The sequence below is a fragment of the Nonomuraea sp. NPDC049750 genome, assembly GCF_040659625.1.
GTDB lineage: Bacteria > Actinomycetota > Actinomycetes > Streptosporangiales > Streptosporangiaceae > Nonomuraea.
On the sequence record NZ_JBFANB010000003.1, the window covers coordinates 372,690 to 387,292 of the forward strand.

Here is a 14,603-nt window from a genome sequence, read left to right on the forward strand (position 1 = left end):
CCCTGTTCAGCTCGCCGGAACCTTGGCCAGTTCCTGCGTCATGTCGAGACCGCCCAGCCACTTGCGGGAGATGGCGGTCAGGGTGCCGTCAGCGATCATGTCGTTGAGCGCCTTGTCGACGGCCTGCTTGAAGCTCGCCGAGCCCTTCGCGAAGGAGATCCCGTTGACCTCCGATTCGAGCAGCGGCCCTGCGGCCTTGACCTTCAGGTTGTTCTTCGCCGCCAGGAACGCCCCTTGGAAGCGTGACGCCAGCACGGCGTCGGCCCGCCCCCGCGCCACCTCGGTCAGCCCGAGTGTGGCGTTGTCGTAGGTCTTGATGTCGGCGTCGGCGATGCTCTTCTTGGCGAAGGCCGCCTGTGTGGTCCCGGCCGTCACCGCGATCTTCTTGCCCTGGAGGTCGGTCAGTCCCGTGATGTCGGAATTGGCGTCGGCCACGAAGATCGAGATCCCGTTGACCTGGTACGGGCGGGAGAAGTCCACCTGCTTGGCACGTTCCGGGGTGATGGTCTGACCGGCGACGACGGCGTCGAACCGGCCGGCCTGAACGCCCGCGATGAAACTCTGGTAGTTGGAGGCGACGAACTCGACCTTGGCGATGCCGAGCCGCTTGGCGAGCTCGTTGGCCACGTCGACGTCGTAGCCCGCGGGCTTGCCGCCGTCCAGGAAGTTCCACGGCGGATTGGCCTGCGTCTGGGCCACCCGGAGGGTGCCGGACTCCTTGACCCGCCGCAGGAGGTCGGCGGCGTCCGCGGAGCTGTGGCCGCACGCCGACAGGGTGATCGTTAGGGCGGTGGACAGGCCTGCCGCCAGCAGGGGTTGAATACGTATCTTCTTCGCCACCATGGGCTCCTTGTCATGCAGCAGTCGCCCGGCTCTAAACCCCCGTGAACCGTGGACATCCCCAGGTTGGGGCTTACATGTCCATGGCGTATACGGTGGGCCATTATGTCCGAAGCGTCAAGTACCCCCCTGGGGTAATTTTGCATACCTCCTGATCGGAGGGGGTAATTGACGGCTTCTGGTGGTGGTTGGCCTGCGAAGGCACCAAATTTACGGACATCCCGATGTCCGCCGTCTCATAGCCGTACCCGGGTCACCCGGGAGGCTTCCGGGCGGCCAACCGTTCGACGATGCCGAGCTTGAACCGGTCGTGACGTTCAACGGTCAGGCCGTGATCAGGTAGCCGCTCGATGGGGCGGCGCAGGAAGTGCTCGCCTCCCAGGGGCACGGTCACCAGTTCGATCAGGCGTTGAGCCACCCGGACCGGCCACGCTGACGCGGCCACATGGTCGCCGAGCAGCAGAACGCCGCCGGGCCGGAGTACGCGCACCATCTCGGCGATCGCTCGCCGATCATCAGGGATCGCACAAAGAGAAAAGGTGCCGACAATCGTGTCGAAGCTCTCGTCCGGAAAGTCGAGCGCCTGAGCATCCCCCTCACGCAGGTCCACCTCCCGGCCCAGGGAGGCGGCCTTGCGCCGGGCGATGTCCAGCATGGCAGGGCTCCAATCGATGCCGGTCAGCCGTACGTCCTCCGGGTAGAGGGGGAGGTTCAGGCCCGTCCCGATGGCGACCTCAAGAGTGTCGCCGCCGGCCTGCCCGCAGATCCACGAACGGGTGTCTCCGAACACCTTTCGGTCGAGGAAGGTCATCTGCTTGTCGTAGGAGCCGGAGTGCTTGTCCCAGTAGCGGCGCAACCGTTCGTCGCGTGGCCTCGATTCCATCCATCTCACCTCTCACTGGTCTCAATACCGGGAGCTCATCCGGGGCGTCGAGCGGTGACCAGCCAGGCCGCGCTCCTGAGGAAGACCCCGGCCGCCGTCTCGTGCGAGCCGAGGCGCTCATGGAGGGCGCCGAGCATCTTGGCTCTCGTCTCTTCGTCGGCCTTGTCGAGCAGGCTGCTGACCGGGCCCATCTGGGAGACGAAGTCCAGCACGTCGTTCACGTCGTCCCCGAGTCTCATGGGCTCGTCCACAGGGTCCACGCTGATCTGGGTGTAGCCGACCGTATGCAGGAGGTCGGTGATCCGACTGGATGCCGCCAGGGAGAAGGGCCCCGGGCCGTCGTTGTCGAAGGAACCGGACAGGGGGACGTACGAGGCCAGGACCGCGCCCAGTTCGGTGATCCATTCGTTGTCGAGCGGTTTCCGCCAGCACAGGAACGCCAGACGCCCCTCGGGGCGAGTCGCCCGTGCGATGTTGGTGAAGGCCGTTACGGGATCGTTGAAGAACATCACCCCGAAACGGCTGATCACCACATCGACGCTCGCCGCGGCGAAGGGGTGAACCTGTGCGTCGGCCTGTTCGAAGCGCGTGTTGACGAGGTTCTCGCCCTGGGCTCGGCGCCGGGCCTCCTCCAGGAGGGGAGCGGACAGGTCGATGCCGAGTGCCTGGCCGTCGTGCGCGCCCCGAGCGGCCGTGCAGGTGGTCTGGCCGCTTCCGCACCCGATGTCGAGTACGTGGTCCTCGGGGGCGATGGCGGCCGCCTCGAACAGGTGGGAGCTGATCCTTTTCATCATCTCGTCGTAGCGATCCCGATGGGCGACCCAGTGCCGGCCGTCGCCCTCGTTCCACGCCTTGGCCTGCTCGGGGTTGGCGACAGACGCAGGTTCGGTGTGCGACATAGAAGCTCCTCTGATCGGACGATCTACTATCAACGGATAGTACTCACATTAGATAGTAGTATGACGTCGTGCAGGATGAACTGGATCGGGCGGTCGCCGTTCTCGGCCCGCTGGAGGGGCGGCTCATGCGGGCCGTGTGGACTGGAGCGGTCACCGAGCCGTTCGTGGTCCGGGACGTGCAGGGATTGGTGCCGGAGCTGGCCTACACCACCGTGATGACCACGTTGCGACGGCTGGCCGACAAGGGAATGCTGGCGGCTCACGCCGAGCCGGGTCGCCGCGCCCATGAATACCGGGCCGCGGTCACGCCCGCTCAGTTCCTCTCCCAGTCGAGCCGTCGGGCCGCCGCGGGGTTCGTGGACAAGTACGGCGACGCCGCACTGGTCGCCTTCGCCGCCCACCTCGACGACCTGTCGCCCGAGCAGCGGCGCCGCCTGCGGGAGCTGATCGAGTGATCGTCTACCTGTGGCGGCACAACCGCGTCGGCCTGGCGGTGCTGGCCGGACTGATAGGCGTCCGCCTGGTGTGGCACCCCAGCGTTTCCGCCGGGATGACGATGGCCCAGTGCTGGCTCGTCTCCATCGCCGTCGTGGCCGGGGCGAGCCTGCTGGCTGTCGCCGCCCGCGCCACCTGGCTCGGCGTCGCCGCCGCCCGCAGCCTGGCCGCACTCCCGCGGGCGGCCGAGCCGGCCGGTCTTGAGGGCGCGATACGGCGAAGCGGCGTTCCAGGTGTCGTCTGTCTGGCCGGTGCGAATCCGGCGGCCTTCTGCGCCGGAGTGCTGCGGCCACGCCTTTACCTCACCGCCGGGGCCGCCGAGGCGATCCCCGCCGAAGAGCTCGACGCGATCCTCGTCCACGAGGCCGCACACGCGCGGCGCCGTGACCCGCTGCGCCGTCTCATGCTCCGCGCCGCCGCTGACGTCCTGTTCTTCCTGCCGTTGGCGGGATGGTGGTTCGGGCGGCAGAGCGAACGGGCCGAGCTGTCAGCCGACCGGGCCGCGATCGACCGGCTGGGCGCCAAGGCGGTGGCACGGGCACTGGCCCGGATGGACGGCGCCGGCCCCGCACTGGCGACAGCGGCGGCTTTCCACGGCGCAGCCGAGGCCAGGATCGCTCAACTGCTGGGCGACGACCTGCCGATCCGCAAACCGTCCAGGGCCGGAGTGATCTTCTCCCTGACCGGTCTCGTCGTGGTCGTCAGCCTGGTCATGTGCGTCGGGCAGGCAGCGTGGGCCGCCTTGACGGCGTGATGGCACCGGAGCGGGCGCTGGCCAATCGCTTGACATTAATCACAAGGTGAAATGTCCAGTTTTGCGTGACAAGTCCTGTAATGGGGCGACAGAATGCGGGACCACCAGCCGCCCCGCCACTGGAGGAACCCATGCTGAGACCCCTGGGGGTACTCGCCACTGTCGCCAGCCTCGCCGCCTGCACCCCGTCCGCCGACCTGCCGCCGGGCGGAGCGGCCGGAGCGGTGCCCGAGGCGACCGCGCCCACGGACGGCGCGGCACCGGCGTCGACGCGGGCACAGCCGGCTCCCCGGCCGACCCCTGGATCGGACGAGTGCCACGTGAGCGTGGTCAGGCCGGACGTCTCCGCGCTCAGGATCCGGACCTCGGCCGCCCGCCGTGGCTGTGCGCACCCGGCACTGTTGCGCATCCGAGTCAAGCGCGCCGTCCCCGGCGCCGATCCGGTGGTCAAGAGCGGCGCCACCAGGAAGGGCCGCATCGCCCTGCAACTGCCCTGCGTGCCGGGTACGTACTACGCGCTCGCCACGGACTACCGGGGCGGCACAGCCAGGTCCAAGGCCGTACGGCTGACGTGCGTCACCCCCACCCCCGCAACGCGGGAGACGAAGGCGCCGACGGTTCCTGAGGGGAAGACGTCCATCACGTCCGTCGGCACGGCACTGGAGAACGACGTCGTCCGGCTGACCAACGCCGAGCGGGCCAAGGGCGGCTGCCACCCCCTCAAGCACGACGCGCGGCTGCGCAAGGCCGCGTTCGGGCACTCAGCCGACATGGCGAAGAACGACTACTTCGACCACGACTCTCAGGACGGCCGCGACATGGTCGACCGCATGCGCGCGACCGGCTTCACCGGCTCGGCCTGGGCCGAGAACATCGCCATGGGTCAGCGATCGGCGGCCGAGGTGGTCAAGACCTGGATGAACAGCGCCGGCCACCGGCAGAACATCATGAACTGCTCGTACACCCTCATCGGGGTGGGCGCGGTCAAGGACGCGCAGGGACAGGTCTACTGGACGCAGGACTTCGCCCGCTGACGCATGGGCGTTTCCAGGGTCAGACGGCGAGGGTCGAACCGCGTACGACAAGTTTGGTGTGGAACTTCGCGACATCGAGATCTTCCTGACCCTCTGCGAAGAGCTGCACTTCGGCCGTACGGCGGAACGGCTGCACGTGACGCCGGCTCGCGTGAGCCAGGCGATCAAGAAGCAGGAACGCCGCGTCGGCACCGCTCTGTTCGAACGCGACAACCGCCGCGTGGCGCTGACCCCCATCGGACAGCAGCTCTTCGATGACCTCGAGCCGATGTACCGCGGGCTGCTCGACGGCATCGAACGCGCCGCCCTGTCCGCCCGCGGCAAGTCGAACGTGCTGTGCCTGGGCATGGTCAACGAAAACCCCCAGGACCTGTGCCCACTGTTCGACGCCTTCAAGAGCCGCAACCCCGAATGCGACCTCCAACTCCGCTACGCGGGCTTCGCCGATCCCTTCAGACTGCTGCGCTCCGGAGACATCGACCTGCTGATCGCCTGGTTATCCGTCCGGGAGAGCGACCTCACCGTAGGCCGCGTCGTCTGCACCGAACAGGTCGTGCTCGTGGTCGGCCCCGACCACCGGCTGGCCGAGCGGGAATCGGTGTCGTACGAAGACTTCGGGGACGAGAGCGTCTTCGGCGGAGCCCGGCCGGACTACTGGCGCAACTGGCTTGTCCCCACCCACACCCCCAGCGGACGTCCGATTCGGGTCGGCCCCATCGTCACCTCCTCTGCCGAGATGATCCCCCTCGTCTCGAACGGCGAGGCCGTCTCACCGTGTTTCGCACACTCCATCCGCTACCACGCCCGGCCCGACCACATCTACGTGCCCATCCGCGACGCCCCCTGGCCCGCTGGGCGCTCATCTGGCGCACCGCCACCGAGACCACCCTGGTCCGGGACTTCGCCGAGACAGCGCGTGACCTCGGCCCCATCGCCCTTTGATCTCGTACGCAGTTACTGGTGGATGATCCGGTGGTCCGGAGAGTCGAGCCAAATATGCTGACCGTCAGGGGTTACGGTCATTCCGAACCGGTCTTTGTGCGGGCTGCCCCACGACACCCACCGGAGATAGGCGATCTCCAGGCCATCCCAGAGATTACGCGGTCCGCGCTGTAGTACTGCTACGCCTTTGTAATCGGGGGCATAGTGCACCTGAGCCTCGGAATCATCCGACCACAGCGACAGGTGAAATTCCCCGCCTTCTTGGTTTTCGTGCGTGCCGTACACATTCGGCAGCATTCCCGCGATGGCGACATCCGCTCCGGCGGATGAGCGCACTACTCTTCGGGGGTCGAGATAGGTCGTCGACTTTCGATAGACATCCTCGATCTGGGTACGGCGGCGGCGCTGTGCTCGCAGCATCATGAAATCCACCCCGCTGTGAAATCTTCCCACGGCGGTGCCGTCTCCGACGACGACCAGCTTGACCAGATGTCCGCCTTCCCAAGGGGGCATCCAAGGGGTCACGATCACCCCGCCGGGCCGGGTCTGTTCCACCCAGGCATAAGGCACCTCGCGCACCCCGCAGGTGACATGGACGCGATCGTAGGGGGCTCTTTCGGGCCACCCTTTCGCGCCGTCGCCCAGAACCAGCCGGGGCAAGAGACCGGCCCTCTTCAACTGCTCGGTGGCTGTGGTGAGGAGGGTCCGATCGATCTCCATGCTGGTCACGTTCTCGTCGCCGAGGCGACTCGCCAGCAGTCCCGCCGTCCATCCCGTACCCGTGCCGATCTCCAGGACCTCATCCCCGTCGTACGGGTCGAGCAACCGCAGCCCTGCCGCGACCACGGCAGGTGCGGAGGCCGAGGACGTGTAGTCGCCCAGCCCTTGGTCAAGATCGGTGGCGCCGTCGTCCAGTTGCGTGACAATGGCCGTGTTGGAGTATGCGATGTTCAGCCACGTCTCGGGGTCGGCCGTACGGTCGATGAGAAAGCCGGGACCGTCGTCAGGATCGCACCAGGCCCGGTCTGGGATGAACAGATGGCGCGGCACGGCGTGAAACGCGGCCCGCCACTTGTCGTCCAGGCCCCCAAGTTGATCGGTGAGGGCGGTGATGCGTTCATCGACGTTCATTTCGTCCCCAGTTGCTCGTGCTCGCCGGGTTGATCGGGACGGAAACTGTCCGAGCTCGGCTTTGTTTTTGGGTGGCTTGTCCCCCTTATCCATGCCCATTTTAGGAATCTTCTTCCATTCCGCCGGATTTTTTCGCGTCGGCGGTATCGGAGAAATTCGGAACGGATCTCGGGAGGAGTCTACGCCGGGCGTGAGTGTTAAATGGCGGAATTTTGCGACGCGCCTGTGCGGCAGGATTTCGGCTATTCCCTGCCGCACAGGGCTTTGGTGGCTGTCCACGCGGTCTTCGACCGGGTTGTTGCGTAGTGGTCAAGGACCTGAGCGGTCGTCGATCAGTGCGCCGTGCGCGTGCCCTGAGATCCGCCCGCCTCCAACCGCGCTCTAGCCGGGCTCGGGCAGGGCGGCGTACTGAATGTCACGCCGTCGATGAAGTTGCCGAAGGCCGGGCTGCCACCTGTCGCCGACACCGACGCGAAGGCAAAGCGTGTGACGGTCTGGCCCGGAGGTACGACGTACACCCCCGTGTAGTAGCCCCAGGCGGTGTTGTCGTCAGAGATGTCCGGCGAGGAGGCTCCGGTGGGAATCTGCGCCACGGTCGCGCCCGGCGCGCCGATGAGCACCCGCATCACGTCGGTACCGAGGCGGCCTCGGTGATAGAGGCTCCAGGTCATCGGTGTTCCCGGAACGGTGGGCAGGTCCTGGTAGAGCGTGGAGACCTGGTTGGCGTTGAGTTCGGCGAACTGCTGGCCGTCGGCTGAGGGGACTCCGCTCGCGCCGCCCCGCCAGAACTCCAGCTTGTTGTCGGTTGCCGTGGTGTGCCAGCCGACGCTCGGGTTGGTGGAGGCGTCGGGGATGTTCCAGTCGGCTACGGCCACCGGCGGCGTCTCGAAGCTGCCGTTGACCAAGTTGACCGGTTTCCAGGGACAGGGGACGGTGACGGTGACCGTGGCGGTGCTGGTCCCGCAGGCGGTGGTGATGGTGTAGGTGAAGGTATCGGTACCGATGAAGCCCGCGGCGGGCGTGTAGATCACGTTGCCGCCGGAGATCGTCGCGGTGCCGTTGCCGGGTGCGCTGACGTTGCTGATCGTCGGCGCGGTCGCGGTGTCGTTGGCCAGGACGGGCACACTGACGGCCGCGCCCATCGTGGTGGTGGCGCTGTCGGCGACGGCGTTGGTGGGAGAGATGGACTGCCCGTTGACGATCTGGATCGGGGGAGCCGGCGTGTTGTTTCCCAGCTGACCCGGAGCCGCGACGACGCTGCTGATCCCGGTCGGCCGGATGGTCATGCTGCCGCCGACGGTGCCCTGCCTTACCCGGAAGACGATGACCTTCGGGGATGGGTCGGTCTTGATCCCCACTGAGGTGATGGACAGGCTGTTGCCGCTGATGGTGCCGGTCCCCGACTGGCTGACGACATCGGCGTTGGCCAGCAGTGACGACAGGTCCCAGGTGGTGGTGTAGCGGGTGACCAGCAGTGGCCACTGGGCCGTGCGGTGCGTCAGCGTGAGGGTGAAGACGCTGCCCGGTGCGATCTGCCCGCCCCACAACGCTGGGGAGGTGTCGACCGAGACCGACCCGCTGCCCAGCCGGGCGCCGATGATGTTCTTCCAGTAGTAGCTGACGGGGTAGGTCGCCCGCCCCGGCCGGACACAAGGCCCGGTGGCGGCTCGCGTGACAGCCTGCGGCACTTGGGCGGCGGCGTGCGCGCCGGTAGCGGTCGCGACCTGCGTCCCCGACGCGGCCAGCAGCGCCGATACGGCGCAGGCCAGCGCGGACCTGGATCGTTGTGACATCAACCTGAGCTCCCACTCTGTCGTAAGGGATGACCTCGAAGATCGACTTCACAACGGAGATTACTCCTTGTAGTTGATCTATTGCTTTAGGTGATCCTGGGCTTCCGCGTGGCCCGCACGTTGACGCTCTCCGGTAGGCGCCCGGGGCAGCCGTGTCCTTGCGGCATCCGCGCAACCACCGGTGCAGGTTGTTGAATGGTGATCACCCGACGAGCGTTCTGGAGGATGGCATGGTGCTGATCGAGGCAGCTCCAGAGGCGTTACCGAAACAGCGAAGCAGGTGGCCGTTCTTCGTGTGCCTGGCGCTCCTCGCCTCCATCGTCGCCTACATCGTGGTGTTCGAGGTTCCCGAGTGGCGCAACGACGAGAAGCTGGCCCGGCTGGAGGAGCGGGTGAGCATGCTCCAGCTTCCGCCGGACACTGAGCAAGGTGATCCCAGCGTGCAGGGCACGGTGGGTATTCAGGCGGGCAACAGCAATCATTGCGACTATCTGGTCCGCATGTCCCTGCTCACCAAGCAGCCGGACGCCGAGATCGCGCGCTACTACGAGTCCGCCGCCGTCGAGGGTGTCGAGGGTCGCGAGCTCTCCGGCACCGTGTACGTCAACCCGAGCGGATCATGGCGGGACGGGTACAAGGGCGTCATCGTGGAGTTCTTCGACGGATATCACGAAGCCGGGTTCGACATGCGCTGCCATTGACGGAAAGCACCCATGGGTTACGGCGGCACTACGTCATAGACCGGTCACGCGCATGGTGATGTTGAGGCGGCCCGAGGTCAGGCCGGTGGCGGGGTCTCCGGTGCCCGGGTAGACCTTGGGCACGCCGTGGTAGGCGAAGCGCGAGGGGCCGCCGAAGACGAACAGGTCGCCGCTGCCGAGTCGCACGTCGGTGTACGGCCTGCCGCGCGTCTCCGTGTTGCCGAAGCGGAACAGGCAGTCGTCGCCGATGCTCAACGACACCACCGGAGCGGCGGATCGTTCGTCCTTGTCCTGGTGCATGCCCATCTGGGTCTGGTCGTCGTAGAAATTGATCAACGCCGTGTCGGGTGTGTAGTCGTCGCCGGGTTCGCCGTATGCCGCTGTGAAGGCGCGGCGGCCCAGGGTGACCATCCAGGCGGGAAAGCCGGCGACCGGGAGGCCGTTCACGTCGCCCGCCACGCGCGTGTACTTGTACGGCTGCCAGTGCCAGCCGACGCACACCGTCTGCACTGACATGACGCCGCCTCGGGGGAGCACGGTGTGCCGGATCGGCACCGGGCCCGCCGCCCATTCGCGGCACGCCCGTACCAGGTGTCGCTGTTCGTCGAGCGTCAGCCAGCTGGGCACATGGACCGCGCCTGGCGCGACCTCTCGCATCGGCAGTGGCATCATGCGGGCTCCCGGCGGATCAGGTTGCGGCCGATTCGCCAGGTGGTGCCGTCGGTGTCCGCTCCGCGCATGCCCTCCAGTGTTCCAGGCGGGGCCAGGGCGACGGCTTGCGCGGTGGAGGCGAAGCCGAACGTACGGCCGGGGTCCCAGTCCGTGCTCTGGCGGAGGCGTTCGCTCATCCGGGCCCAGCCCAGTGGCGCCCCCGCCACCACCCACGCGTCCGGCGGGCCCGCCACGAACCGCCTGGCCTGGCGAAGCCACGACGCCGCCTCCTCCGGCCAGTCGACAACCGCCAGCACGGTCCCTTCCCACGCGATGTCCATTTGTGCGCCGCCTTGCCACGGGCTGTCGGCCTGTGTGCCGCTCTCCCACACGCTGTCCGCCTGCGGGCCGCTTTCCCACGCGGCGGCGAACGCCTTCGCGGAGAGTGCGGCGTCGCGGCCGTGACCGATCACGATGGCCGTCACGCGCGGCCGGGCCGCGGTCAGCTGGCTGAGCAGTCCGGCCAGCTCGGCCGCCGTATGCCCAGCCATCGCCTGTTCGGCCGCCGGCTGTCCGGTCCCCGTCCGTTCGGTCATCACCTGATCGGTCTTCCATACCTGGTACGCCTGCGGCAAACAGACCGCGCACGGCCGGTACCCCGCCGCGATGGCCGTCACCTCGTCCGCGAAGAACACCCGCTCCCGCACGTACCCCCCACGCGAGATCGCCCGCAGGGCCGACGGGCAGTCCAGCCGCCCGTACAGCCGCGCCCGCCGGTGCCCGCCCAGCGTCCCGGGCAGCACGCTGACGTACGGCCAGCCGTCGGCCCCGATCAGCCTGTACGTCACGAGGCGTCGTGGAAGACGAGGCCCAGCGTGTGCCGCAACCCCGAGCGGACGGTGCTGACCCCGTGCCGCACCGGCGACGCCGACCATCCGCGCGACGACCGCACCGGCCGGTCCCGGGTGGTGAAGATCAGGCCGTGTCCCTGCGGCAGCAGCGTAACCGTCCCGCGCGACTGCGCCCGGGGACGCTGCTCAACCAGCAGGAACTCGCCCCCGGTGTAGTCGTCGCCCGGCTTGTCGAGCCCGATGACCACTTGCAGCGGGAACACCAGGTCCCCGTACAGGTCGCGGTGCAGGGCGTTCCAGTCGCCCTCCTGGTAACGCAGCAGGATGGGCGTCGGTTTGGTCTGCCCTGCTTCGTGGCACATGTCCAGCCACTCGGCGAAGTCGTCCGGCCAGGGCGCGGGCTGCCCCAGCCGGGCGGCCCAGTCGCGGGCGATGGGCAGCAGGTGCGGGTAGAACGCCGCCCGCAGCTCCGCCACCAGAGGTGGGAAGGGCTCGCGGAAGTAGCGGTACTGCCCGCGGCCGAACCGGTAACGCTCCATGTCGATCGTGGAACGGAACCGGCCGACCTCGCCGTACAGGTTCGCGATCTCCTTGCAGTCGGCCGGAGAGAGGACCGGCGGCGTCAGCGCGCAGCCGTACGCGTTGACCTCCTCGGTCAGGGCCGTCCAGTCGGCCTTCATGATGTCCTCCATGATCAGATGAGCTGCGGCTGCAGCGCGCCTTCGAGCGTGAGCAGCGCGTGCTTGCGTTCGACGCCGGCCGCGTAGCCGGTCAGGGAGCCGTTCGCGCCGACGACGCGGTGGCAGGGGCGGATGACGAGCAGCGGATTCGCGCCGATGGCCGCGCCGACCGCGCGGATCCGGTCGCGTGTCACGCCGATGCTCGCGGCGAGCTCGCCGTACGTCGTGGTGGTCCCGTACGGGACGGCGTCCACGGCGGCCCAGACCCGCTCCTGGAAGGCGGTGCCGCCGGAGGCGTGGTCCAGGTCGAAGGCGGTCCGCTCGCCCGCGAAGTACTCGCGGAGCTGGCGCTCGGCCTCGGCGAACGCGCCAGGGTCCCGCCGCCACTCGGGACGCACGGCACCGCCGAAAGCCACACGGGTCAGTACGGGGTCGCCTACGAGCAGGATCTCGCCCAGTGGGCTGTCGATCGTTGTGTAGATGCTCATACTCTCTACAACACCGCCACCAGCCAGAAAGTCAGCGGTTTTCGGACCTCTGGGCATACCGATGCCCGCCTGTTCGCCGCGCGGACGGGAACGGTATGTTACGCGCGTGCCCTCCACACCGCGTCCGGACGACCGCGTCGCATCCGCCTTCCGATTCGCCACTGAGCTGGTCGCCTGGGTCGCGACTCCGTGGGCTCTGGCCGCTCATTCCGTGCCGCTGGCCGTGCTGTCGGTGGTGGTGCTGATCGGGTTGCCGACGCTGTTCTCCACTCCGGGTGACAAGCGGAATGTGATCGTCGCGGTGCCGGGGGCGGTGACGATCGCGCTGGTCGTCCTGCAGGTCGTGGCCGCCGTGGTGGCGGCGTGGATCGCCTGGCCGGTGTTCGCCGCCGTGCTGGTCTCCGTGCTGGCCGTGGTCACCGTAGTGCTGGAGCTGCCGCGCTGGCGGTGGCTCGTCTCAAACGCTCGCGTTCACGGCGCTGTTGATGATGGCGGTCGTGAACGGTGAGGGTGAGGCCGTCAAGGGCGGAGTCCGTCCAGCAGGACGGTGAGGTAGGCGTCGGCGAGTTCCTGGGACGGCGGCTGAGCACGAGCGACCGCTAGGGCGGTCTGGCCGATCAGAGCCGTGATGATGGCGGGGTCGATGTCGGTGCGGACCGTGCCGTCGCGGCGTGCCCCGTCGACCATCTCCTCGACGGCGCGAACGAGGTCGGCGCGCAGGGCCGTGGTAGCGGGTAGCTCCAGGCCGCCTAGCTGGTCGTTGATGGCGTAGTGCGCGGTCTGGAAGGCGATCAGCTCGCGGAGGAAGATCCGCAGGGCCTGCGTGGGCGCGGTCTCGGCGAGGAGGTCGCGGGCGTGCCGCACCACCGGTTCAAGGAGCCGGGACACAGCGGCGTCCAGGAGTGCGTCCTTGCCGCCGAAGGCGCGCACGACAGTCGCCGCCCCCAGGCCCGCCTTCTTGGCGATGGCCTCGACAGTAAGGGTTACGCCCGGCTCGGTCAGTAGCGCGGTGGCCGCGTCCAGGGCGAGCCGGCGATTGCGAACGGCGTCGGCCCGGCGCGGGGGTTCAGGGGATGTTGACAACTGGAATGCTCATTTCACATAATCAACTGGAACGTCCATTTCAGTTATCGTAGCGCGAAGGAGTCTCCATGAACGAGCGGATCCTGATCTCCGGCGCGAGCATCGCCGGCCTGACCCTGGCCCACTGGCTGGCCCGGCACGGCTTCAAGCCCACCGTGGTCGAGCGCGCCCCGGCGCTGCGCCCCGGCGGCAACGGGGTGGACGTGCGCGACAACGCCGTCGAGGTGATCGAGCGGATGGGACTCCTGCCACGGGTCCGCGAGCTCGCCACCGACGTCCAAGGCATGAAGTTCGTCGACGCCGCCGACCGGGCCGTCGCCCGGATCGACACCCGGGACCCGGCCTCCGTCGAGATCATGCGCGGCGACCTGGTGGCCCTGCTGCACGAGGCGACCGACGCCGAGTACTTGTTCGGCGACTCCATCCTCGGCCTGCGGCAGGACGACGACGGGGTGACGGTCACCTTCGAGCACGGGCCTGCCCGCCGCTTCGACCTGGTCGTCGGCGCCGACGGCATGCACTCCAACGTCCGCCGTCTCGCCTTCGGCACCGAAGAGCAGTTCGTCCGGTTCAAGGACCACTACTTCGCCTTCGCCAATGCCGACGCCTCGCTCGGTGAGGACCGCTGGGTGACGATGTTCAACACGCCAGGCAAGATGACCGGAATCTACCGATCCGGCAACCACGCTCAGGCCAAGGCGTACTTCATCTTCCGCTCCGCGCCGCTGGAGTTCGACCACCGGGACGTCGCCGAGCACAAGCGACTGATCGGCGAGGCGTTCGGGGACGACCCGTCCTGGCGGGCTGGGGAACTGCTCGACACGGCCCTGGCCGACCCCGACTTCTACTTCGACGCCCTGGGCCAGGTGCGGATGGACTCCTGGTCCAGCGGCCGCATCACGCTCGTCGGCGACGCCGCCTGGTGCGCGTCCCCCGCCTCGGGCGCGGGCGCGGAACTGGCTCTGGTCGGTGCCTACCGCCTCGCCGGAGAACTCGCCGCCGCAGGCGGCGACCACCGCATCGCCTTCACCCGCTACGACCTCGCCCACCGTCCGCTGGTCGACAAGAAGCAGCAGATCGGTCCTAACGTCCGCCTCATGGTGCCCAAGACCGAAGGCGGCCGGTGCGTCCGCGACGTCGTCGCCCGCCTGCCGTTGATGAAGGCGATCGGCGCGGTGGAGCGCCGGGTGCAGGCCAGGAACGCCCGGCCTCTGCCGGAGTACGCCCCAGCCCGCTAGGTGGTGTGGCTGCGGTCGGGCTGGCCTGGCGGCCCAGAGCGCGCCGGCCGCCGCGGTCGCTTTGACGTCTACAGCAGGGCGGCCTTTCGGTTCGTCACTGAGCAGCCGTAGACGTGATATGTCGGTGTTGTATAGCCTTT

General features: G+C 68.1%; 17 protein-coding genes. 7 read left to right on the forward strand and 10 right to left on the reverse strand.

Translation table 11 applies throughout. The annotated features are described in order from the left end of the window. Positions 1-6 precede the first annotated feature (6 nt). The 3 genes from AB0J16_RS10235 to AB0J16_RS10245 form a co-directional block, all read right to left on the reverse strand. Complete coding sequence (locus AB0J16_RS10235; protein WP_358536824.1) at positions 7-843, reverse strand: transporter substrate-binding domain-containing protein; 837 nt, start codon at positions 841-843, stop codon at positions 7-9. Positions 844-1,093: 250 nt separating this feature from the next. Then, on the reverse strand, positions 1,094-1,723 hold the full coding sequence (locus AB0J16_RS10240; RefSeq protein ID WP_358536826.1) for a methyltransferase domain-containing protein: 630 nt from the start codon (positions 1,721-1,723) through the stop codon (positions 1,094-1,096). 35 nt (positions 1,724-1,758) lie between these two features. Continuing rightward, entirely contained in the window at positions 1,759-2,622 is an 864-nt protein-coding gene (locus AB0J16_RS10245; RefSeq protein ID WP_358536829.1) for a methyltransferase domain-containing protein, read from the reverse strand. A gap of 68 nt (positions 2,623-2,690) precedes the next feature. Between AB0J16_RS10245 and AB0J16_RS10250 the strand changes: the two genes are divergently transcribed. The 4 genes from AB0J16_RS10250 (at position 2,691) to AB0J16_RS10265 (ending at position 5,908) form a co-directional block, all read left to right on the forward strand. Continuing rightward, positions 2,691-3,077 carry a BlaI/MecI/CopY family transcriptional regulator gene (locus tag AB0J16_RS10250; protein ID WP_358536832.1) on the forward strand — a complete coding sequence of 129 codons (387 nt, stop codon included), beginning with the start codon at positions 2,691-2,693 and terminating at the stop codon, positions 3,075-3,077. Next, positions 3,074-3,871 carry a M56 family metallopeptidase gene (locus AB0J16_RS10255; protein WP_358536835.1) on the forward strand — a complete coding sequence of 266 codons (798 nt, stop codon included), beginning with the start codon at positions 3,074-3,076 and terminating at the stop codon, positions 3,869-3,871. The genes AB0J16_RS10250 and AB0J16_RS10255 overlap by 4 nt, the downstream gene beginning before the upstream one ends. 131 nt (positions 3,872-4,002) lie before the next feature. Next, positions 4,003-4,905 (forward strand): CAP domain-containing protein, encoded by a 903-nt coding sequence (locus AB0J16_RS10260; protein WP_358536838.1) that lies wholly within the window; start codon positions 4,003-4,005, stop codon positions 4,903-4,905. A gap of 58 nt (positions 4,906-4,963) precedes the next feature. Continuing rightward, on the forward strand, positions 4,964-5,908 hold the full coding sequence (locus tag AB0J16_RS10265) for a LysR family transcriptional regulator (protein ID WP_358536841.1): 945 nt from the start codon (positions 4,964-4,966) through the stop codon (positions 5,906-5,908). On the opposite strand, the gene AB0J16_RS10270 is transcribed toward AB0J16_RS10265, so the two are convergent. Further along, positions 5,860-6,978: a methyltransferase domain-containing protein gene (locus tag AB0J16_RS10270; RefSeq protein WP_358536843.1), complete on the reverse strand. Its 1,119-nt coding sequence runs from the start codon at positions 6,976-6,978 to the stop codon at positions 5,860-5,862. The two genes, AB0J16_RS10265 and AB0J16_RS10270, sit on opposite strands and share 49 nt — an antisense overlap. A gap of 332 nt (positions 6,979-7,310) precedes the next feature. After that, complete coding sequence (locus tag AB0J16_RS10275; RefSeq protein WP_358536846.1) at positions 7,311-8,771, reverse strand: Ig-like domain-containing protein; 1,461 nt, start codon at positions 8,769-8,771, stop codon at positions 7,311-7,313. Between the two features lie 230 nt (positions 8,772-9,001). On the opposite strand from AB0J16_RS10275, the gene AB0J16_RS10280 reads away from it, so the two are divergent. Continuing rightward, positions 9,002-9,472, forward strand: a complete 471-nt coding sequence (locus tag AB0J16_RS10280; protein WP_358536848.1) for a hypothetical protein — start codon at positions 9,002-9,004, stop codon at positions 9,470-9,472. Between the two features lie 33 nt (positions 9,473-9,505). On the opposite strand, the gene AB0J16_RS10285 is transcribed toward AB0J16_RS10280, so the two are convergent. Genes AB0J16_RS10285 through AB0J16_RS10300 form a run of 4 tightly spaced genes read right to left on the reverse strand, consistent with a single transcriptional unit; the run spans position 9,506 to position 12,142 of the window. Then, positions 9,506-10,144 (reverse strand): alpha-ketoglutarate-dependent dioxygenase AlkB, encoded by a 639-nt coding sequence (locus AB0J16_RS10285; RefSeq protein WP_358536850.1) that lies wholly within the window; start codon positions 10,142-10,144, stop codon positions 9,506-9,508. Continuing rightward, on the reverse strand, positions 10,141-10,971 hold the full coding sequence (locus AB0J16_RS10290; protein WP_358536852.1) for a hypothetical protein: 831 nt from the start codon (positions 10,969-10,971) through the stop codon (positions 10,141-10,143). Before AB0J16_RS10290 ends, AB0J16_RS10285 begins: the two co-directional genes overlap by 4 nt. Further along, positions 10,968-11,666 (reverse strand): 2OG-Fe(II) oxygenase, encoded by a 699-nt coding sequence (locus AB0J16_RS10295; protein WP_358536855.1) that lies wholly within the window; start codon positions 11,664-11,666, stop codon positions 10,968-10,970. Before AB0J16_RS10295 ends, AB0J16_RS10290 begins: the two co-directional genes overlap by 4 nt. A gap of 2 nt (positions 11,667-11,668) precedes the next feature. Then, positions 11,669-12,142, reverse strand: a complete 474-nt coding sequence (locus AB0J16_RS10300; protein ID WP_358536857.1) for a methylated-DNA--[protein]-cysteine S-methyltransferase — start codon at positions 12,140-12,142, stop codon at positions 11,669-11,671. 106 nt (positions 12,143-12,248) lie between these two features. Here AB0J16_RS10300 and AB0J16_RS10305 point away from each other — a divergent pair, with 106 nt between their 5' ends. Then, on the forward strand, positions 12,249-12,650 hold the full coding sequence (locus AB0J16_RS10305) for a hypothetical protein (RefSeq protein WP_358536859.1): 402 nt from the start codon (positions 12,249-12,251) through the stop codon (positions 12,648-12,650). An 11-nt stretch (positions 12,651-12,661) separates the two neighbouring features. Here the strand turns inward: AB0J16_RS10305 and AB0J16_RS10310 are convergent, their stop codons facing one another. Beyond that, entirely contained in the window at positions 12,662-13,225 is a 564-nt protein-coding gene (locus AB0J16_RS10310) for a TetR/AcrR family transcriptional regulator (protein ID WP_358536862.1), read from the reverse strand. A 68-nt stretch (positions 13,226-13,293) separates the two neighbouring features. Between AB0J16_RS10310 and AB0J16_RS10315 the strand changes: the two genes are divergently transcribed. After that, a complete protein-coding gene (locus AB0J16_RS10315) occupies positions 13,294-14,463 on the forward strand; it encodes an FAD-dependent monooxygenase (protein ID WP_358536864.1) in 1,170 nt (389 codons plus the stop codon). The last annotated feature ends 140 nt before the right edge of the window (positions 14,464-14,603 follow it).